17 protein-coding genes and 1 tRNA gene are annotated in these 19,816 nt (G+C 44.1%); 10 read left to right on the top strand and 8 right to left on the bottom strand.

The features are described 5' to 3' along the window. Positions 1-63 precede the first annotated feature (63 nt). The 3 genes from flgA to R7Z50_RS22585 all read left to right on the top strand — a co-directional run bounded on the left by flgA (position 64) and on the right by R7Z50_RS22585 (position 1,694). Positions 64-810, top strand: coding sequence for a flagellar basal body P-ring formation chaperone FlgA (gene flgA / locus R7Z50_RS22595; protein WP_005382020.1), 747 nt, complete (start codon positions 64-66; stop codon positions 808-810). A 116-nt stretch (positions 811-926) separates the two neighbouring features. Then, the gene (gene flgM, locus R7Z50_RS22590; RefSeq protein ID WP_005382018.1) at positions 927-1,241 is read left to right on the top strand and encodes a flagellar biosynthesis anti-sigma factor FlgM; all 315 of its coding nucleotides are present in this window, start codon (positions 927-929) and stop codon (positions 1,239-1,241) included. A gap of 27 nt (positions 1,242-1,268) precedes the next feature. Then, positions 1,269-1,694: a flagella synthesis protein FlgN gene (locus R7Z50_RS22585; protein WP_005382015.1), complete on the top strand. Its 426-nt coding sequence runs from the start codon at positions 1,269-1,271 to the stop codon at positions 1,692-1,694. A 102-nt stretch (positions 1,695-1,796) separates the two neighbouring features. Here the strand turns inward: R7Z50_RS22585 and flgP are convergent, their stop codons facing one another. Further along, positions 1,797-2,228 carry a flagellar assembly lipoprotein FlgP gene (flgP, locus tag R7Z50_RS22580; protein ID WP_005382014.1) on the bottom strand — a complete coding sequence of 144 codons (432 nt, stop codon included), beginning with the start codon at positions 2,226-2,228 and terminating at the stop codon, positions 1,797-1,799. 9 nt (positions 2,229-2,237) lie between these two features. Then, positions 2,238-2,876 (bottom strand): FlgO family outer membrane protein, encoded by a 639-nt coding sequence (locus R7Z50_RS22575; protein ID WP_005382013.1) that lies wholly within the window; start codon positions 2,874-2,876, stop codon positions 2,238-2,240. A 169-nt stretch (positions 2,877-3,045) separates the two neighbouring features. Here R7Z50_RS22575 and R7Z50_RS22570 point away from each other — a divergent pair, with 169 nt between their 5' ends. From R7Z50_RS22570 to R7Z50_RS22560, 3 genes are all read left to right on the top strand, one after another. Further along, positions 3,046-4,179, top strand: a complete 1,134-nt coding sequence (locus R7Z50_RS22570) for a flagellar assembly protein FlgT (protein ID WP_005382012.1) — start codon at positions 3,046-3,048, stop codon at positions 4,177-4,179. 175 nt (positions 4,180-4,354) lie between these two features. Then, positions 4,355-4,431 (top strand) — tRNA-Arg (locus R7Z50_RS22565). A gap of 279 nt (positions 4,432-4,710) precedes the next feature. Beyond that, on the top strand, positions 4,711-5,217 hold the full coding sequence (locus R7Z50_RS22560) for a hypothetical protein (RefSeq protein ID WP_005382011.1): 507 nt from the start codon (positions 4,711-4,713) through the stop codon (positions 5,215-5,217). Between the two features lie 114 nt (positions 5,218-5,331). On the opposite strand, the gene R7Z50_RS22555 is transcribed toward R7Z50_RS22560, so the two are convergent. The 4 genes from R7Z50_RS22555 to chiP form a co-directional block, all read right to left on the bottom strand. Continuing rightward, positions 5,332-6,294, bottom strand: a complete 963-nt coding sequence (locus R7Z50_RS22555) for an OmpA family protein (protein WP_006743033.1) — start codon at positions 6,292-6,294, stop codon at positions 5,332-5,334. Between the two features lie 640 nt (positions 6,295-6,934). Next, a complete protein-coding gene (gene gltX / locus R7Z50_RS22550) occupies positions 6,935-8,362 on the bottom strand; it encodes a glutamate--tRNA ligase (protein WP_213971127.1) in 1,428 nt (475 codons plus the stop codon). Between the two features lie 177 nt (positions 8,363-8,539). Continuing rightward, positions 8,540-9,136 carry a DUF2057 domain-containing protein gene (locus tag R7Z50_RS22545; protein ID WP_064369044.1) on the bottom strand — a complete coding sequence of 199 codons (597 nt, stop codon included), beginning with the start codon at positions 9,134-9,136 and terminating at the stop codon, positions 8,540-8,542. A 123-nt stretch (positions 9,137-9,259) separates the two neighbouring features. Then, positions 9,260-10,381, bottom strand: coding sequence for a chitoporin (gene chiP / locus R7Z50_RS22540; RefSeq protein WP_005382007.1), 1,122 nt, complete (start codon positions 10,379-10,381; stop codon positions 9,260-9,262). A gap of 478 nt (positions 10,382-10,859) precedes the next feature. On the opposite strand from chiP, the gene R7Z50_RS22535 reads away from it, so the two are divergent. Beyond that, a complete protein-coding gene (locus R7Z50_RS22535; RefSeq protein WP_225491769.1) occupies positions 10,860-13,556 on the top strand; it encodes a heavy metal translocating P-type ATPase in 2,697 nt (898 codons plus the stop codon). A 21-nt stretch (positions 13,557-13,577) separates the two neighbouring features. Next, complete coding sequence (locus R7Z50_RS22530; RefSeq protein ID WP_005382005.1) at positions 13,578-14,027, top strand: DUF411 domain-containing protein; 450 nt, start codon at positions 13,578-13,580, stop codon at positions 14,025-14,027. Positions 14,028-14,092: 65 nt separating this feature from the next. Here the strand turns inward: R7Z50_RS22530 and R7Z50_RS22525 are convergent, their stop codons facing one another. Beyond that, positions 14,093-14,785: an oligogalacturonate-specific porin KdgM family protein gene (locus tag R7Z50_RS22525; protein WP_005382004.1), complete on the bottom strand. Its 693-nt coding sequence runs from the start codon at positions 14,783-14,785 to the stop codon at positions 14,093-14,095. Positions 14,786-15,224: 439 nt separating this feature from the next. Then, entirely contained in the window at positions 15,225-17,876 is a 2,652-nt protein-coding gene (locus tag R7Z50_RS22520) for a beta-N-acetylhexosaminidase (protein WP_054579500.1), read from the bottom strand. A 494-nt stretch (positions 17,877-18,370) separates the two neighbouring features. Here R7Z50_RS22520 and R7Z50_RS22515 point away from each other — a divergent pair, with 494 nt between their 5' ends. Further along, on the top strand, positions 18,371-19,243 hold the full coding sequence (locus tag R7Z50_RS22515) for a TraB/GumN family protein (protein ID WP_225491768.1): 873 nt from the start codon (positions 18,371-18,373) through the stop codon (positions 19,241-19,243). Between the two features lie 151 nt (positions 19,244-19,394). Beyond that, positions 19,395-19,778, top strand: coding sequence for a hypothetical protein (locus R7Z50_RS22510; RefSeq protein WP_005384085.1), 384 nt, complete (start codon positions 19,395-19,397; stop codon positions 19,776-19,778). Positions 19,779-19,816: the final 38 nt, after the last annotated feature.

The following is a 19,816-nucleotide window of genomic DNA, read 5'->3' as shown; positions in this document are numbered from 1 at the left end:
TCTCAAACTTTTTGTTTTTAAATGATACTCTACCACTGGCAAGCACGATACCAGGGAGACAGTATGGCGTATTTCACTTTCACTTCGACACCATTGACTATGACAATATGTAGAGCGCTAATTACAAAGTACGCTAAGTCTATCGGCATTTTGCTCAGTATGTTTAGCTTTTTTGTTCATTCAGCTTCAGATAATCAGATCGAGCAAATAAAAACAGCAGCAGAACAACATATTCTTGCTACGGTTGATCAGCCTGATGGTGGCGAGCTATCTGTTAATGCGGCAGAGATCGACTCGAGAATAAAAGCAACGGATTGCCCTGTTCCGTTAGATACATCTGCCTCTTCCACCAGCAGCACGAGAAGTAACATCAATGTGTTAGTGGAATGCCAACCGGATGACTGGAAAGTCTATGTCCCTGTGAGGATCTCGGTATCAGTACCAATGATCGTCGCGACACGAACATTAGGGAGAGGAGAAATCGTCAGCGCATCGGATGTTACCACTTCCATGATCGAGCTACAGCGCTTTCGTAAAGATGGATTTTCTAGCTACGATCAAGTGGTTGGGGCAAAGCTAAAGCGTAATGTTCGTTTAGGCGATGTCGTAGAGAGAAATGATGTTTGTGTGGTATGCCGAAATGAAAAGGTCATTATCAAAGCGGTGAATTCTGGCATGACGATCACAACGCAAGGAACAGCATTGCAGGATGGTTCAGCTGGCGATCAAGTAAGAGTGAAAAATGATAAGTCACAACGTATAATAGAAGGCATAGTGACTGACATTGCGGAAATCACTGTTAATTTTTAATACCCACTGGTAGCGTGTTTAAACTGATCAATAAAAATGCAAAAAATGACTAAAGTTATTTTTGCGCTGGTCGATAGTCTGGATACCAGTATTACGATACAAGGCAAAGGTTAAACATGGCAGGTATAGATAATATACGTTCAGGGCAAATGATGACGACAACAAGTCGCGCACCTGCACGTAACGATTCCAATGCTACCAGCACGACAGAATCAAAAAAGGCGCCAGCGCAACAAGACGCAGTATCACTCAGCCAGCAAAGTAAAGCCGTCAGTAAACTCCAGAAGGATATGGCAGCTTCTCCGGCATATGACAGCGCCAAAGTTGCAGCAATCAAAGAAGCTATCACAAACGGTTCATACAAAGTCGATCCTGAAAAATTGGCTGACAACATGATTAAGTTTGAAAACGAATTGCAAGGCAAAAGCTAACTGACTTAGGCCGAAGGTAAGTATTTTATGGCAGCATTAGTCGATCTCGTTAATTTCCAGCTAGAAAATGCTAAGGCACTTTCCGCTGTTTTACGCCAAGAAACACAAGCAATCACGGCGCGTGTCTCTACCGAGATTGAGAACATTGCCAAACAGAAGATGACGCTCATTGATCAGCTCAGAACAACTGATCAGCGAATCGCCTCTCACCCGCACGTCAATCAACTTACTGAAGATGAGCACCTAAGTCAGGTTGTTGCTCAGATCCAATCGATCGTCCTCGACTGTCAACAAGTTAACCAAGTAAATGGCGAATCGCTTAGTCGTGCACAGCTGAGCTTCAATAAACTCAACAACATGCTTCAGCGAACTCATGGCAAAGTTGGCATGACCTACAATGCGGGCGGAAAAACCCACACCATCTCGACGCTTGGCACCAATATAAAAGCTTAAACGTCACTCTTACCCTCAATTCCCGCGCTCACGTAGATATAAAAAAGCGACTCATTGTTACCAATCAGCCGCTCAAAAAGATTATCTGTCTAGTGAAATGGTTTAAAACAAGGTTTGCTGACGCTTCTCAGGCACCTGCTGAACTTCTCCATAATCACGTAGCTTATCCATCTTACGGATATCCAGGCGCAGCTCAGTCACATAACTGTCTTCAACAAGATAACTACGCACAACTTCTGCACCACGAATTACACCATCGACGGCACCAGTGGTGCTTTCAATACCCAAACGCTGGTCTTGCAGCTCTGCACGTCCACTAACACGCATGCCATAAACTTGCTCTGCTAGCTCACGATAAGCATCAATTTTTGATGCGCGCATTGCTCGTACACGCTTTTCTTCAACTGTGCGGCCTGTTTGCTCACTGACGCTGGCATAACCCACCGCCACTAAGATTTCATCTTGACGCATCTGTTGTAATGGCTGACACCCAACCAATATCAGTGTGGCAACAATAAATAATAACTTCTTCATGCTTCTATCCTATGGACGGAGAATCACAGTGTACGGCTGACGAATAGTAGGGTCAGAACGAATCAACACACCATCTTGTGTGCGGATGCTATTTAACGTATCTAAGTCACGCCCAATACGGTCAGCCGGAAGGAAACCTTGCGCTGTCGCTACAACTACACGGCTTTGCATGCCAACCACGCGTGCATTGACAAGCACTCCGCCCTCTTGGCGCAGCATTGTTCCGGTCAGTACATACTGAATTTGCTGCTCTTGAGCTAAATCTTGCCAATCACGACTTAAAGCAAAATCGCCCTGCTGCGTCACTTGAATAGAGCCCGTAGTTTTGAAATCAACCACTTTAAACCCTCGGCGCTGAAACTGATGGATAAAACCTTCAGAGACCGAGTTACCTAACCAGTTTGTTGCATCCATATTTTGTAGATCAACAAACGAGGTAATCGCAATCGGTGTCCGCGCTGATACTGCCACATTAGAAACCATCAGGTCTTCTGTCATGCTCTCAATGAAAAAGTCCATCGTATGACGCGGACTATCCATCAGCATGAACTGGCTTCCCGAGTACGGTTCTTTACCATTGTAAATCGGTGAGTACGCGCACGATGTCAGAAGCGTCATCATCGATGCGGCGACAAGCCACTTTTTCATGGTTTGATTCTCCAGATAATCTTAGGTGATACCGTTCTTTATTAATTCCTTTCCAAGAAAGTGAATATTGGAACAGTCTTTGCTTTTCTTTGTTTGCCTAACGAAGAAAAACCCACCAAACTTCACTGAATTTGTTAAAGCAATATTTATACCCGAACGGTTGTAACCAATGAAAAAAATATTAAACAGTCTGTTTTCAATCACTTTAGTGATGCTTGTGCCTTTTAAGGTAATGGCATCTTGGTATGAAGTCACAGGCGTTGCCACCATCGTTTCTTCAGAAGAGACGGCAAGGCTCCATGCGTTGGAAGACGCGCTGTTCAAAGCCGTCAATTTTTCGGGCGCAGATATTGGCAGTATTAGCAACTTGATGCCGCTATTAGAAGAAAGCCGCAACGAATACCAGTTTACCAATCATGAAGTCCGTTACATTTTGGTCGAGTCTGAACGCAAACGTCGCGGTAAAGTCGAGGTAAAAATCCGCGTTGATATTTATCCATCGGCAACGGGTTGCCACACCGATCAATACAAAAAGACAATGCTGGTCGGCAATATTGAGGTCGCATCACCACAACAAGCAGTGATGGGACAAATTTATCAAGTTGGTGACGATTTTAGCCACGTAGTGAACCGTCAACTTGATCAAACCTCACGCAGCTTTGTGTCTGTTGGTACAACGGACTACTCAATAAGCAGCAACTATCCTGCTCGCACTCAAATGATCGCGCAAGACAATGGCGCACAATACATCATTGGAGGGGTCATCACCGATCTCACTGCAACGGTCGAATCTCAACTATTGCAAGATGACATCATCAATCGTCAGTTTGCGTTAGAAATGAAAGTATTTGATGGTAAAACTGGCCATGAAATCTTCAACAAAGCCTACCGTGAGGTCGCGCGTTGGCCATTTGCTAAGACGAGTCAAGTGGACACTCGTAGTGCACGTTTTTGGGCATCGACCTATGGCGAGATGATGCTTCGCGTTAGTCGCAATATTATGTTGGATCTGGAGTCGGAGCTATCTTGCAAAATTACATTGCCAGAGGTTGTGGCAGTCTTCGGTAATACCGTAACGATGGATCTCGGCCGTATGCACGGCGTAAAAGAGGGAGACAAATTGCAGCTTTGGCACACCGCGTCGTTTATCGACCAAAATGGATTGCCAAGAAACAAAGTCTCGCAAAGCGAAATTACATTAACGGTATCACGCATATACGAACACGAAGCCGAGCTGACGATTGATCAGCCAAATTTAGCATCTAGCGTTCAAATTGGCGACGTAATGAACAAGATCCTATAAAAGCAAACATTAAGTCTTGAGATATGCTCACTTTTGAATATCATAGGCAGCGCATCTTATTTGATTATACCAATGACCGTAGCGAATCGTTCAACGTGATGCTGATACAGATCTGGTAGATTGCTAGATTTGAACTCAGTAAAACAGTGCAATGAACTGCAACTATTGGTATTACGCCCCCATGGCACAGCTGGATAGCGCAGTCCCCTCCTAAGGGACAGGTCGTAGGTTCGAATCCTACTGGGGGCGCCATATCATAGCCTTAGCTCCCACTTGAGCTAAGGCTTTTTTGTATCTTCAATTTCAAGCCTCGCACTGCTCCCCCTAGTACATCGTGTTAGGTAATCTTCCCAGTAATCAATATGATCGGATCAGGTGTTTCGGTTACGGGATAAAGTCTTCTACTGATCTGACTTCTTCCCCTTGAAATCATTTCAACAAGCCCTATTTACAGTTTTGTATTTTATTACTTTAATTATCTATGAGTTTTGCTTACCCTTTTGGCTATTAATAAAATTATTAGTTAGCACTATGTCTAAGAGCAATTTAATAACTAACACTGGACACCGCTTTATTTCTAAAGGCAAGACAGCCTTTAAGATACATATCCATACCCCCGAGGATACGGTACTACACCGCTCGGTAGGATTTGTTCGTATTGGAGAAAAGAAAGGCTTACAAAAAGCCATTAAGCTGAGAAACGAGTTAGGCCGGCAAATGTGGGGCAAATTCTGGCGACGTCTTTTGAAAGACCCTTACTTAATGACCAGGCTTCCACATAGCGTTGAGCCTAAAATCGTTCACAAGCCTAACCCTACTCTTGAAAACCCTGACAACCGAGATACGTGTTACATCGCCAAGTGGCGAGAGTTCAATGATGACGGTGAGTATAAATATAAAACGGTGGTTCGCTCTATTAGTAAGTACGGCAAACTTGCCGCCTACATGCAAACCAAAAAAGCGTTGTTAGAAGCACATAAAGATAACTTGGAGATCCTGACATTTATGGGGCGTTTAAACAGCATTGATCTTAAGTAATACCTAGCCACTTTGAACATTTCAGTTAGTTTTTAAAGAGAAATAAAAAGCCCCAAAGAGCGAACTCTTTGGGGCTTTCAGCTTCAGTCTTCTATACTACGGTCGAATAGGAGCTTATTGCTGAACTTGGTATTCAAATTCTGGAACAACGATTTCTACGCGACGGTTTTGTTGACGACCTTCACGAGTGTCGTTTGAAGCGATTGGGTTGTTTTCACCTTCGCCACGAGCTTGGATACGTGATGAATCAATACCTTTTTCAACGAGCGCGTTAGCAACAGACTCAGCACGTTTTTCAGAAACCTTTAGGTTGTAAGCTGCTGGACCAGACGTATCTGTGTAACCTACAACTTCAACGTTCGCTTGTGGGTGCTCGTTTAGGAAAGCAACTAGGTTATCAAGTTTTGCAGCGCTCTCTGGTTTTAGAGTTGTGCTGTTTAGATCGAAGCTACCTGTGCCAATTGTTTGAGTTTCGAATGTTTTCGTAACTACAACTGGCTCTTCTACCACTTCTTCTACAACCACTTCTTCAACAACAACTGGCTCTTCTACGATTACTGGCTCATCGTTGCCGCCGAATTTGAAAGAAACACCTAGTGTTGCAGTGTTACCTGTCGCACGAGTTACATCGTTGCTGATGTCAGTCAGTGTTTGGTATTCCGCACGAGCTGTTACGTTTTGGCTTAGGTTGAATTCAAGACCAGCTGCGCCTAGGTAAGAGTAATCATCTTTGCCATCAAACATTACGTAAGCGCCACCCACTTTACCGTAAAGTGCGATGTCTTCAGTGATTGGTAGGCTAAATTTAGGAGCAAGAGTGATTGCTTCTACGTGGCCACCGAAAGAAGTTTGGTTAAAATCACCGATGTTGTCGAAACCCGCTTCTACTGCGAAGTATTTATTCATTTCGTAACCAACAAAAGCGCCAAGAGTAGAATCGTCTTTGTCACAAGCCTGGCCCGCTACACACGCGTCTTCCATCCATGACTTACCCATCTTACCACCAACGTATACTTCTGCTTGTGCTGCTGAAGCCATAAGTAGAGACGCTGAAATTACCGCTGCTAATTTTTTCATTATTGATTCCTCTAAAGAAGTTCTTTTGTTAGATGCCGAAATGCGCCGTCTGACTGACGTTGTATTTCAATTCTTTTTATTCATTCCTTGAGTGAGATACTTAGTCAGCTTCTTTTTATGCACATGCATTTTTTTTATGGAAGCAACTTACGTACATTTCCTGTTCAGTGATACATATCGCCATCTCGGTATCGCTGACGGGATGAACTATAACGCTAAGAAATCGCGAGAAAAATCCCAATTCTGTCAATTTATTGTCATCAAAAATCTCGACAACATGTGATCTTAAGCAAAAAAATCCCCACGCAATCACGACGCAAACGTTTGCTTTAATTTTTGGAACAACATAGCTAAAGCAAAGATTTTTCTTAAAAATGAGACAAATAAAATGGAACTTTAAGGAACATGGATAAAAATCAATCAGATATTTGATATATAATCGCTCATTTTTTATTCACGCCAACGATATTTGGATTAAAAAATCTTATCCATATTGAGGTAAATTACAGGTGAAACCATCTCTTCATTCACCAATATGAGAGAAAGTTTCTCGTTATCTAAATTGAAGATACAAAAAAGCCGCGGTTGCTCACCGCGGCTTTGTGACTATTTATTCAAAAGAACGTTCAGTTCAAAGCAATTATGCGTTTGCTTCACGCTCAGCAATGAACTCAAGCGCCATCTTAATGCGAGCAATACAACGCTCTCTTCCAACCAGCTCCATTACTGCATCGACAGAAGGAGACTGACCGCCGCCTGTTACAGCAACACGTAATGGCATACCGATTTTGCCCATGCCGATTTCCAACTCTTCACATACTGCTGCGATAACGCCATCTTTGATGTTCGCTGTCGTCCACTCAGTTAGTGCTTCCACTTTCGCTAATGCAAGTTCTAGAGGCTCTTTAGCCACGCCACGTAGGTGTTTCTTCGCTGCGCCCGCTTCAAACTCAGAGAAATCTTCATAGAAGTAGCGGATTTGCTCAGCTAGCTCAACTAGTGTGTTGCAACGCTCACCCACTAGCTTGATCACGTCAGTGATAGCAGGACCATTCGTTACGTCTAGTTTTTGTTGATCTAGATGCCATTGTAGATGCTCAGCAACGTACGCAGGATCTGAGTTCTTGATGTAGTGGTTGTTCAACCATTGCAGTTTGTCAGTGTTAAAAGCTGACGCTGACTTAGATACTGCGTTTAGGCTAAATAGATTGATCATCTCTTCTTGAGAGAAGATTTCTTGGTCACCATGAGACCAACCAAGGCGCACTAGGTAGTTGTTTAGTGCCGCAGGCAGGTAGCCCATATCGCGGTATTGCATGACTGATACAGCGCCGTGACGTTTAGACAGTTTCGCGCCGTCATCACCCAGGATCATTGCACAGTGTGCAAATGTAGGTACTGGCGCACCTAGTGCTTCGTAGATGTTGATTTGACGAGGCGTGTTGTTGATGTGGTCTTCGCCACGAACAACGTGAGTGATACCCATGTCCCAGTCATCCACTACTACACAGAAGTTGTAAGTAGGTGAACCGTCTGTACGACGAATGATTAGGTCATCCATTTGATCGTTGCGGATTTCAATGCGACCACGGATTTGATCATCAAATACTACGCTGCCTTCTTTCGGGTTACGGAAACGGATAACACATGGATCGCCATCTTTTGCCGCTTCGTTTGCTGCTTTGATTTTTGGATGGTTAGCATCGTAGCGAGGCATTTCTTTATTTGCTTCTTGCTCTGCACGGATTTCATCTAGCAGCTCTTTAGACGCGTAACATTTGTAAGCTTTGTCTTCTGCAAGAAGCTTATCAACCATTTCGTTGTAACGGTCAAAACGTTGAGTTTGGTAGTAAGGACCTTCATCCCACTCCAAGCCTAGCCATTCCATGCCTTCAAGAATTGCATCAACCGCTTCCTGAGAGTTACGCTCAAGGTCTGTATCTTCGATACGTAGAACGAATTCACCACCTTGGTTTTTAGCGTATAGCCAAGAGTAAAGTGCAGTACGCGCACCACCAACGTGTAGATAGCCAGTTGGGCTAGGAGCAAAACGAGTTTTAACCGTCATTTGAGTTCCTTAGGGGTAATGAGCAACGAGAGATCTCTCGTTGTAATGTCAAGGATAAAAGTGGCGACATTTTACCACCGTAAGTCAATTCTACAATCGGTTTGACAACAGAAATAAAAACAGGGCAGAACCAAAAAGGCACAGCCCTGCTATTTACTGTTAAAGCACGAGACGAAATTACTTCAGGTTACGCATTGCCCATTGCATAAATTCTTGCTGCTCTTCACGGCTCAATTCATTAAACGATGCTTTGATTGTTTTGGTTTCCGCTGGAGAAGACGCAATGCTTGCCTTAGTCGATTCTTTATTCATTGCGTTATTATAGTCGGCAACTTCTCGTTCATAATCACGAAAACCTTGCAAACCACCTTTACGAAGTTGAACCATAGAGAATGCCACTTCTTTTCCGTTTTTGTCTTTCAATACCACTTTAGGATCGAGTTCGAAGGCTCTCGCCTCTTCAATAGTACGGAATGTTTGATAAGTCAGAGAAAGCTCGGTGTCTTTTTCTGCATCAAACTCTAATACCAGCGGCTGCGAATCGAATTTACGGCGCTTTCCATCTTCAAATACGATTTGTCCAACCGTTACCGCCAATTGGTTTTCCCCATCCTTTAACTCGATGCTGTTGTTCTTGGATATCCACTCAGGGTAGACGAACTCGCCGTTGAGAACGCGAGGAATTAATTCAGATTGCAGAGTGAGTTGAGCAGCAAAAGCTGGCGCCGAAAGCATTGCGCAAAGTCCGAGAAGTGTCGTTGTTTTTTTCATCATGGTTTCTCACTTTATACCAATTTAGATAAGCCTCTAAAATTTACAGGCCAGTCATTTCAAAGGCTTATTTGAATAAGTATCAAGATAAAAAGGGCGTTTCCGCCCTTTTAGCTGCTTCTTTAGTTAGAAGTAGTATTCAACACCTACAGAGAACTCGTCGTAGTCAGCAGACTTCCAACGTGCTTCTGTTGGTTTATCTAATTGAGACGCACCGTCGCCAAAGTCTAGAGTACGAGCACGTACGTACAGCACTGCCGATGGATCTACGAAATACATAACTTGTGCTGATAACACATCGTCCGCTGTATCGTTAATTTTCTTACCATCACGCTCGAGATCAAAGTTAGCGGCGTAAGCCAATTTGTATTGCCAATCACCCGTGGTGTACATGATAGCGGCAGACATTGCATCTTGCTTTTCACTCACACCATTGCTTGCGTCCGCTTCCATATATTTGTATTGCGCGAAGAAAGAAATACCGTTATCAAACCAGCCTTGTGCCCCTACCAAGTACGTGTTGTTTTCCCACGTTTGGCTTTCCATCTTGATATTACGGTTACCTTCATATGCCGCATCTAACTGGATAGGACCAATTTTGTAGTGTGCTGCGATACCACCCCAGTAGTCATCCCCTTCACCTAGACCTGCTTTATCACCTGCACCAGCTGCGATATCTAGGGAGAATTTGTCAGCAAACATTGGAGAGTCCCAGCGGATAGTGTTTGATTGACGGTCTTGGTACTTGGCGCCACCAATAGCACCACCCCAGTCGTATACATCGCCCAGGCCAGGGTTAGATGCTGGCCAGTCAACCAATTCGTACATAGGTGTCAAAACGCGACCCAGGCGAATTTGCCCCCAAGATGCACTTTCAAAACCGACGAATGTGTCACGTTCACCAAGACCTGCGCCCTCGCCACCAAAGCTAGGGTCTACATAACCGCCTTCGATTTGCCAAATAAAAGTAGGGTCGAAGTTAGCAAATTGTTTTTTACCACGGAAACCGATACGAGATTCGTTGTTTAGCTGCATGCCACCCAAGTCATCGTCCGTTGCTTTGCTGCCAGAATCGTAATCGCGGTACGCGGCCTGCATCGCGATGATTCCGTAAACTTCATAAGAAAATGAATCTTTGGTTAGAAACTCTTTTGCTGCGTCACTGTTTGCACCATCAGCAAATGCAGCACCACTGAACATCATGCCGGTAATTGCCGTGGCAAGTAGGCTTTTCTTTAGGTAAGACATTATAAACCCCTATATTTTTAGTTTTTTCCATTTTCAAATTCACTAACTAGGACATGGCAGGAACTTGAAACAGTGTTTGGACGGGGCAAATATGACAAACTTTTTTCGCACTAAAAAACTTTCCCTACAGCAATCTGAGCGACTTCAAAATGAGAAGATCAAAAATAAAATAAAATATTTAAAAACAGTTACTTAACATCAACTATAAAAAATAAAAAACGTTAAAAGTACGTTTTGACACTGAACTGACATTGAGAGTATCTAAAAAACGTGAGCGACTTCATTCATCTTTTAGGTGTTTTAACGGAACTTTATATTCAAAGAGAAAAAACCTTGAGATCACTCGCAAGTAAAATGACCATGCACTTGTGGGATTCGAGAGATTTTGACGAAATTGTTGTGAGTAGCAAATGGGTATTGACCTTACCCTTGCAGGAAGGTTTAAGCTCATAGCATCACTACTATTGAGGTGCAGATTATGTATCAGTTAGTTATACCTTTATCAGGGCTCAACTGCATGGGCTGTGCGAGAAAAGTTGAGAAGGCTTTACATGCAAATCACGATGTGGAGATCCTCAATTTGTCCCCGACGCAAGTAGAGGTCAAAACCGAGTCTTCTCTTAAAGAGCTCGTCTCGTCGATTGAATCTCTTGGTTACCAAGCAGGAAATCACTACGAACTAAACCTTTCAGGCTTAAGCTGTGGCGGCTGCGTCAAAAAACTTTCATCTTTATTAGAATCTAATCAAGACGTTATTTCTTTTGAGGCTTCAACAACGCACTTAGAGATTCGTACCCTCCTCTCCGAGCAACAAGTGATCGACTTAATAGCAACACTCGGCTATACCGCCAATCTTGATTCTGTTGAAGTAGAGAACGAAAGCTCACCAGAGACCGAACAGGTAGAAAAGCAAAGCAATATTAAAGATACGCAGGTGCCACCAGCGAGTATTCAATTGCAAATGCTGATTCAAGGCATGACGTGTGCGAGTTGCGTCTCTTCAGTAGAGAAAGCACTTACTAACGTAGAAGGCGTTGAGAAAGCACAGGTCAACCTCGCAGAACAAAGCGCACTAGTATTCGCAAGCCAAGACTCTGATGACCTCCTTAACGCAATTGTTGAATCGGTAAAACAAGCCGGTTACCAAGCAGAGATCCTACAAGACGCCGCCACCCAGCAAGAAAAGCAAGCACAGCAACAACGTCAGCAACAAAAACGCTTTAAACTGGATGCTATTGCTGGCCTTGTCGTCGGTGCCCCTTTAATGATTTGGGGCGTTGCTGGCGGCAATATGATGATTCGCAACACCAACGACCAATTAGCTTGGGGCGCGATCGGTATCGTATGTTTACTCCTTCTTGCCACAGCAGGGAAACACTTCTTCAGTAACGCTTGGTTAGCAGCTACTCACAAGCGCGCCACCATGGACACGTTAGTCGCGCTCGGTACTGGCGCAGCGTGGTTCTATTCGATGCTTGTGGTGATTTTCCCAGACTGGTTCCCTCTTGCTTCACGCCACGTGTACTTTGAAGCGAGTGCAATGATCATCGGCTTAATTTCTCTTGGTCACTATATAGAAGCAAAAGCCAAAGCAAACACAACACGTTCCTTACAAGCGTTGATTAACCTGCAACCTCAGCAAGCTACGGTAATTACGGAACAAGGCGACCAAAAAATCGCGGTTGAGCAAATCACGTTAGGCATGAAACTGCGTATCAAACCAGGCGAGAAAGTGCCTGTTGATGGCGTTGTGATTCAAGGTGAATCATACATTGATGAGTCGATGCTCACTGGTGAACCAGTACCAGTATTAAAAGCACAAGAGGCTCAAGTGTCTGCCGGGACATTAAATACCGATGGTGGATTAGTCATTGAAGCAACGGGCATTGGCGCAAATACCATGCTGGCTCGTATCATCCGCATGGTGCGCACAGCGCAAAGCAGTAAGCCTGCCATCGCGAAACTGGCAGACCAGATTTCATCGGTGTTTGTCCCTGTCGTTGTTGGCATAGCAATACTGGCCGCGCTCGTTTGGTTTGCCGTTGGCCCAGAGCCAAAAGCGAGTTATATGCTGGTGGTCACCACAACCGTCCTGATCATCGCCTGTCCTTGCGCTCTAGGCTTAGCAACCCCGCTTTCTGTCACGGTGGGAGTGGGTAAAGCCGCAGAGCTCGGCATTCTGATCAAAGACGCCGACGCCCTGCAATTGGCAAGCAAAGTCGACACGGTTGTGTTCGACAAAACTGGCACGCTTACCCAAGGTAAACCTAGCGTTCAGAAAGTGTTTACTCACGCCACCAGCCAAGAAGATCTATTGGCTTTAGCGTATGCGGCAGAGCGTCAGTCTGAGCACCCACTGGCAAAAGCGGTATGTGATTACGCCAAACGACACGACGCAAAGGATGTCTCATTAGACAAGTTTGAGAACGTTCGCGGGCGCGGCATTTGGGCGACGTATCAAGATAAACCGCTACTCATTGGTTCGCTTCAATTTATGCAAGCAGAGAACGTCGAGACCAGCGCACTAAAACCTGCCATCGATGAATGCGCAAAAAATGCGTGGACTCCGGTAGCTGTGGCATTGAACGGCGAACTGATCGGTCTGATCGCCATTGCCGACCCGCTCAAATCAGATGCGAAGCAAGCGCTCTCTGCATTAAAATCGCAAGGCATCAAAACGGTAATGCTGACGGGCGATAACCAACACGTTGCCAATGCTATCGGCCAAGAACTTGGTATTGATGAAGTGATTGCCCAAGTAATGCCAGATGAGAAAGCTCAGCACATTGAGCAACTTCAATCTCAAGGACATGTCGTGGCAATGGTGGGGGATGGCATTAACGACGCCCCTGCTCTCGCGTTATCCAACCTAGGTATTGCCATGGGTAGCGGCAGTGATGTCGCCATTGAAAGTTCGCAAATGACCATCCTGAACACGTCACCAATGGCGGTAGTACATGCGATTGAACTCTCTCGCGCTACACTTAAAAACATGAAGCAAAACCTATTTGGTGCCTTTGTTTACAACTCGTTGGGTATTCCAGTTGCCGCTGGCGTGCTTTACCCAGCGTTTGGATTTTTGCTCAGTCCTGTTGTCGCAGGAGCGGCAATGGCACTGTCTTCAATTACTGTCGTTAGTAATGCAAATCGACTACGACTGTTTTCAGTAAAATAACCACTTCTTTTTGAGGGTATTATGAAGTTGAAACTATTGACCTTTGCAATGCTTGCGACCGTGTCCGCCAACGTATTGGCAGCCGATGTCATTAACCATAAATCACCATACTGTGGCTGTTGTGGAGAATGGACAAAACACATGGAAGAGAACGGCTTTACGGTCGAAGAAAAATTGCACGATGACATGAACGCCATCAAACGCGATCTAGGCATCAAGAATGAACAGCTTTACTCTTGCCACACGGCAGAGATCAACGGCTATCTGTTTGAAGGTCACATTCCAGCCGAAGACATTAAAGCGTTTTTGAAAAATCCACCACGTAACGCAAAAGGCCTATCAGTACCGGGCATGCCAATGGGCTCCCCTGGTATGGAATATGGCGACAAAAAAGACAGCTACACCGTTTACGCCTTTAACGAAAAAGGCCAAGTGTTCGAATATAGCCACCACGAAGGCAACGACCAATAAAAACAAAGCCCAGCGAGATAAACCGCTGGGCTTTTTCTAAATGGACAGTTAAGACAAATATAAAATTAGAAGCCGTAAGAGGCACCAAATACAAAAGCGTTATTCACTAGGCTGTCACCACTCGCGTTTTCTGCACCGTGTGCTTGACTGCGGAACTCAAAGTAAGGTTGAACACCTTTACGAGTCCACGTTGCACGAAGCTCGTGGTCCATGGTTTCCGCTTCAATCATGTAGACGTTGTTGTAGCTTAGCGTCACATCCTCATTCATCACGTAACCGATGCGGTTGTCCATGCGGTAATCTGTATCCGCATCTGCGTCTGTCGCATCAATGTGCGCACGAGTACGGTTACTTAAGGAGATGCCGTTATCGAAGTTGTAACCGATCTTAACCAATGGACGGTACTGTACGTTCTCGCCAGCAGAGAACAGGTGTTGGTAACCCGCGGCAACCCATAAATGATCGGTAATATTAAATGACTGCTCACCACCCACAGTGATTGCTGGTGTTGTGTTACCTGCGCCACCGTTTTCTGTTTCCAGTTTACCCAACTGAATACCATCAAATTCGGTGTAAACCGTAAAGCCGCCGAATTGGTTATCAAAAGTATGACCAGCTTCCAGTGTAGACGTAACGTCCGAACCATGAATTCGACCATCATCGTGGAATTGAACATTACCTGTTACGTAAGAAGAACCAGCAAAAGCGCTAGAAGCGAAAGCGAGAGAAAGAGCACTCAGTGCAAAAATGTTTTTCATAATTACTGCCTTTATTTATTCACGTTATGCGATAGTTTTAGAGGGCATCTCTTCCCTTTTATCGCAAACTTTGGAATGTGCCTCCTTGGCGTTCGCAATATTGTTTCAATTAATTCGCGATGAAAAATAAAACATTTTAAAAAGTGATCTTGTTCAAACCGAAGCTCAACAACCCTGATAAAAACATGGAAAATACAGGCACTTATCGTATTTTTATAAAATTATTCAAAAAATAGAAGTGTGATCGTAAACAGATAATTTATTGATATTTAGCAGATTAAGTCGATCCAGTTCACAATAACCTTGACCATTACAACCAAAAACTTATTTATCAATGAAAAATAATTAGACATCGATCACGCTTAATTTCCTAAAAAAATAAAGAAAGCCCCAACATGAGGTTGAGGCTTTGCCAAAAAATTAACTTACAAGAATTGAGTTATTTCACGCTGGTCACTCGACTTGCTTTCTCACCAGTTGCTGACACGGAACGGATAAACACTTCACCTTTCACATTTGGACGAGCATTATCTGCGTAAGTTAGCCAGTTCTTGCCGTCTAGAGAGTATTGAAGCTTCACCCCTGGGAACTGAACGTTCATTGCTAGCTTGCCATCTTCTACTTTCGCACCTGGTACAGGCAGGCGGTAGTCGATACCTGATTTTTCTAGCTTAGCCAGTTCACGTTGGCCAAGTACGTTCGCAAAGCGGTTGTAGTCTTGGTTTAGCGCGACTTTGTCTACTAGGTTAGAGTTTTGCGAGTATTCAACACCCACTTTGTAGTCGTTTTCCCAATCAGCACGGTGCCATGCACGCTCAGCGGCTGCTAGTACGCGAGGGAATACCATGTACTCGTATTGCTCATCGTTACGTACTGTCTCAGACCAAAGCTGTGCTGATAGACCGTAGAAAGGTTTCGCTTCGATTTCACCTTTACCAGTGAAGCCGTTACCATCGCGGTCTACAGAAGTTTCTGCGTTTTGAGGCATGTTCTCTGGTGCAAAACCAAACATCTTACGAGTATCTGTTGCACGCGTCGCCCAGTAGTAACCACGCTCTTTCGGGTCAACTTCGTACGGCATGTCCATGTACACGTAGTCTGGGTTAGAAACGATAACGTCGTAACCTTTCTTAGACCATTCGTACACTGATGATGTGCCCCCCCAGTAAAGAACGTCCCAGAAGTTAACACGTGTGTTTTCTGTTGCGAACGCTTTCTCACCTTCGCTGTACTTAAGGCCATCTTGCCAAGCTTGGAAGTTTGGAATGCCTTTCTCTGCCACCATCTTCGACACTTCTTCTGCAAAGTGGCTTGGTAGATGAGCAAAATCGCTTACCGTACCGTCTGCAATTAGCGTCTGACATTGTGGAGATTGTGCAAATGGCTTGTCTTGCTTAGACAAATCAATGTTACCCTTCCAGCTTACTTTGTCTTCTGCGTTGATGTCTTGCAGACCAGCGCCTAGCTTGATGTTCTTCGCTTCGTCACCACCAAAGTGCCATGTTGTTAGCGGCGTGCCCGCTTCTTGGTGCATTGCTGCTACTTCTGAAATCACTTTATCAACAAAGCGAGTGGAAGATTCCATACATGGATTGATGAAGCTTTGCTTGTTGTAGAACTGAACCGTCGTTACGTTCGATGTATCTTGAGGGTCCATCAGGCGGTACTCGTTCGCTTCGGCTTCTTTGCCTTCTTCCATCAGACGGTCGTAACGTGCTTCCATTGATATCACTGCTGCACGTGCGTGCGCTGGCATATCGATTTCAGGAATCACTTCGATGTTACGCGCTTTCGCGTACTTCAAGATGTCCACGTAGTCTGCTTTGCTGAAGAAGCCAGAGCCAAAGTTGTCTGTCGTTGCGCCTGAGCCAAGCTGAGGCAGTAAACAGCTTTTCTCTTCCAAATCGAAACAACGGTTAGCACCCACTTCAGTCAGCTCAGGCAGACCCGGGATTTCTAAACGCCAGCCTTCATCATCCGTTAGGTGAAGGTGTAGTTTGTTCATCTTGTACGCGGCCATTTGGTCAAGCGTTGCAAGAATTGCGTCTTTAGAGTGGAAGTTACGAGCCACGTCCACCATCACACCACGGTAATCAAAACGCGGCGCATCTTTAATAGACAGTTGTGGTAGAGAATCAGCATTTTGGCTATCTACCAAGCCAAAGATAGATTGTACTGCGTAGAAAGCACCTGCTTGGTCAAACGCTTTAATCGCAATACCGTCGCCTTTGATGCTCATTTCGTAAGCACCAGATTTTGCCAATTCACCGGTGAAGTCTGCAGGAACAACAGTGATGCTTACAGGAAGATCACCACGAACATCCACACCTACCACTTCTGCACGACCTTGAATTGCTGCGTATTGAGCCGCATCGAATGCGTCTTTAGGCAGCGCAATACCCGCCGCGATATCTACCGTACCTTTACCTGCTTCAACAGACATTGGCGTTGGTAGTAACGTGGTTGATACGTCTTGTTTTGCTAGATCTTCGTTCTTCTCGAAACGAGACACAGCGCTCGCAAATACGTTGTTGTCATCTGGCGTACGTTTTAGGTTGTTACCCTCAAGGCCAGTCACGAAAGATGCAACGTCTTCTGTGTTAAGAGAAGCGATCATCTTAGGCTCTGCATTTGGTGCAGCAACGAAAGCGCCTGGCATGAAGTCAGTTTCAAATAGCTGCCAGTATTCAGCAACAAGAGGAAGCACAACCTCTTCACCCGCAGCAAAACCATCAAACTTATCTGTTGGTTCTAGTTTGTGTAGATCACCCGTTACGCGAGAGATTTTAAACTGTTCGTTTTCAACATCCAGAATCAGACGAATGCTATGGAAGTAAATAGCCCAATCTTTTGAGTCAACCGCTTCACCTTGGTTAACCAGCGTCATGTTTACCTTGTTACAAGACGCCCACTCAGCCCCTAAGTCCTGACAAGCAAGACCTTCGTTTGCACCGTGGTTAGTCAACACTTGGTATTGAATATCAAGATTATTAGCCAACGAATTTACAACTTGTTGTTCAGAGCTTTGCAGCGCAGAGCAACCTGCTAATGTAGTGATAACAGAAACAGCAATCAGACTAGGTTTAAACATCTTACTTCCCCAAAAAAGTCAGTGGTTCAAAACGACAATGATAAAAATCTCGGCCCCTCAAATGCGAGGTGCCTAACCGTTACATTCAACATACAACCTGTTATTTCTAAGCGTAAAATAAATAGAAATAGGAAGTGATCCAGTTCAAAAAATGACACTCAGAAAAAATAATAAAAACCTAATTTTCATGGAGTTACAATACACGTCAAAATCGAACAACTTGTTTTGACGAGTTTGCTGCGATCTAGGTCACTTATATTCATGAGTTACGACTGATTTTGTAAGATTTGGATCACGCCTAATTATTTTGTGAGCCATTAGTAAGCGAATTACCTATTTACCTTTCGTGAAGTGACTCTCATTTATTCGTCGTCAAAACTCGTCAATATTTTTAGAAATGACGATTTTGTCGAATACCCCACTGGAGAAATTGCACTTAACCTCACGCTATTTTGCGTATAAAGTTTAAAGGTATCTTATCTGAGGACCATTCTATGTTTCGTCTCTTGACGCTCATATCATCTCTACTTGTTACTTTGACTCCTTTTTCATCTTATGCAGAGCCACAGCATTGGTTAGCAAAAAAAGGGGAAACCGAACTTATGATTATTGGCTCGGTACATGTGGGGGATAAAACGATGTACCCACTCCCTAGAACGGTCATCCAGCATTTAAGCCAAAGCACAGGGTTGATTATTGAAGCAGACGTCAGGAATTCTGAAGGCTTGGTTTACCCACAAACAACCATTCTTTCTAAAGATGTTTTAGACAGAGCTCAACGTCGCCACTTAATTGAAATTGCCCAAGATTTAGGTTTGCCAGAAACTCAACTCCTAAATTCCCCACCTTGGATGGCCGCATTCACCATCCAACTCGCTTTAGTCAACAAACTGGGGTATGTCTCTGATAAAGGGGTCGACATGCACTTAATAGGACTCGCTGATAAAAAGCAAATCCCGGTCATTCCACTAGAGTCCGTGCAATTCCAAATCGATTTAATCGCAGGTCAATCAGAAGGCGGTAAAGAGATACTTCTCTCATCAATTGAAGAATATGATGGCGGAGAAGAGTTGGTTCAATGCTTGATAGAGAGTTGGAAGAGTGGTGATGGTAGCATGTTGGTCGAAGCCTCTTTGACCGATCATACAACAGAAGAGTTTAACCAAGCCTTTTTATACGAGCGTAATCGAGATTGGGCTAAAAAACTCGACACTGGCAGTGTTCTACCTCAGCAATCGGGTCGTTACACCGTTGTTGTTGGTGGCTTGCATTTAGTAGGTAAAGATAACCTGATTGAACTGCTTAAAAATCGGGGATTTAACATCAAACCACTGGGTAAGCCGCGCCAAGCAAATTGTGATATCTAGTGATTGTTTGAAAAATGCCATTTAAATACAATTATTTAAATACAACCATTTAAAATTCATTCAAACTTTCTTATAAAACGCCGTTAAGCTAAGTGGATACAAAACAACTCATATGAAATTTAAATATTTATTCCTATACACGATTGGAATTATGCTCACTTCTTCGCTGTCTTATGCTAAACCGCCATGCAACGTAGAAGCTTTTCAAGCTATTGATATAACTCCGGAAGTAAAAGGCGGTGTTTTAGATAAAGAGAGTGGTCAATTTCTTATTACCGAAAAACCAATGATGCGTTGCGCGAACATCACGTTTTCAACAGCCCACACTCGAAATCGCGTTGCACATATGATGAACCAAGGCTTTGAAGCGGTTTACTATGATGGAAATACAAGCAAATCTCACTCAGTAACGTTTGATGAAGACGATTTAAAAGCGGGTTACGTCAAGATTGGGCCAAATCACCCAAAGACCGCTTATGTCTGTTTCACTACTTCTGAAACTCCTATCAATACTATCTCGTGTGACATCAAGTAATAAATTTACTCGCTCTTAAAAAATGAAAAGGCCCTACA

It is taken from the genome of Vibrio sp. 1249-1 (assembly GCF_033340495.1).
This window is presented reverse-complemented; position numbering and strand designations above follow the sequence as displayed.

Coding starts and splice junctions, on each gene's coding strand:
- flgA (WP_005382020.1), top strand. CDS start 64: ATGGCGTATTTCACTTTCACTTCGACACCATTGACTATGACAATATGT.
- flgM (WP_005382018.1), top strand. CDS start 927: ATGGCAGGTATAGATAATATACGTTCAGGGCAAATGATGACGACAACA.
- R7Z50_RS22585 (WP_005382015.1), top strand. CDS start 1,269: ATGGCAGCATTAGTCGATCTCGTTAATTTCCAGCTAGAAAATGCTAAG.
- flgP (WP_005382014.1), bottom strand. CDS start 2,228: ATGAAGAAGTTATTATTTATTGTTGCCACACTGATATTGGTTGGGTGT.
- R7Z50_RS22575 (WP_005382013.1), bottom strand. CDS start 2,876: ATGAAAAAGTGGCTTGTCGCCGCATCGATGATGACGCTTCTGACATCG.
- R7Z50_RS22570 (WP_005382012.1), top strand. CDS start 3,046: ATGAAAAAAATATTAAACAGTCTGTTTTCAATCACTTTAGTGATGCTT.
- R7Z50_RS22560 (WP_005382011.1), top strand. CDS start 4,711: ATGTCTAAGAGCAATTTAATAACTAACACTGGACACCGCTTTATTTCT.
- R7Z50_RS22555 (WP_006743033.1), bottom strand. CDS start 6,294: ATGAAAAAATTAGCAGCGGTAATTTCAGCGTCTCTACTTATGGCTTCA.
- gltX (WP_213971127.1), bottom strand. CDS start 8,362: ATGACGGTTAAAACTCGTTTTGCTCCTAGCCCAACTGGCTATCTACAC.
- R7Z50_RS22545 (WP_064369044.1), bottom strand. CDS start 9,136: ATGATGAAAAAAACAACGACACTTCTCGGACTTTGCGCAATGCTTTCG.
- chiP (WP_005382007.1), bottom strand. CDS start 10,381: ATGTCTTACCTAAAGAAAAGCCTACTTGCCACGGCAATTACCGGCATG.
- R7Z50_RS22535 (WP_225491769.1), top strand. CDS start 10,860: ATGTATCAGTTAGTTATACCTTTATCAGGGCTCAACTGCATGGGCTGT.
- R7Z50_RS22530 (WP_005382005.1), top strand. CDS start 13,578: ATGAAGTTGAAACTATTGACCTTTGCAATGCTTGCGACCGTGTCCGCC.
- R7Z50_RS22525 (WP_005382004.1), bottom strand. CDS start 14,785: ATGAAAAACATTTTTGCACTGAGTGCTCTTTCTCTCGCTTTCGCTTCT.
- R7Z50_RS22520 (WP_054579500.1), bottom strand. CDS start 17,876: ATGTTTAAACCTAGTCTGATTGCTGTTTCTGTTATCACTACATTAGCA.
- R7Z50_RS22515 (WP_225491768.1), top strand. CDS start 18,371: ATGTTTCGTCTCTTGACGCTCATATCATCTCTACTTGTTACTTTGACT.
- R7Z50_RS22510 (WP_005384085.1), top strand. CDS start 19,395: ATGCTCACTTCTTCGCTGTCTTATGCTAAACCGCCATGCAACGTAGAA.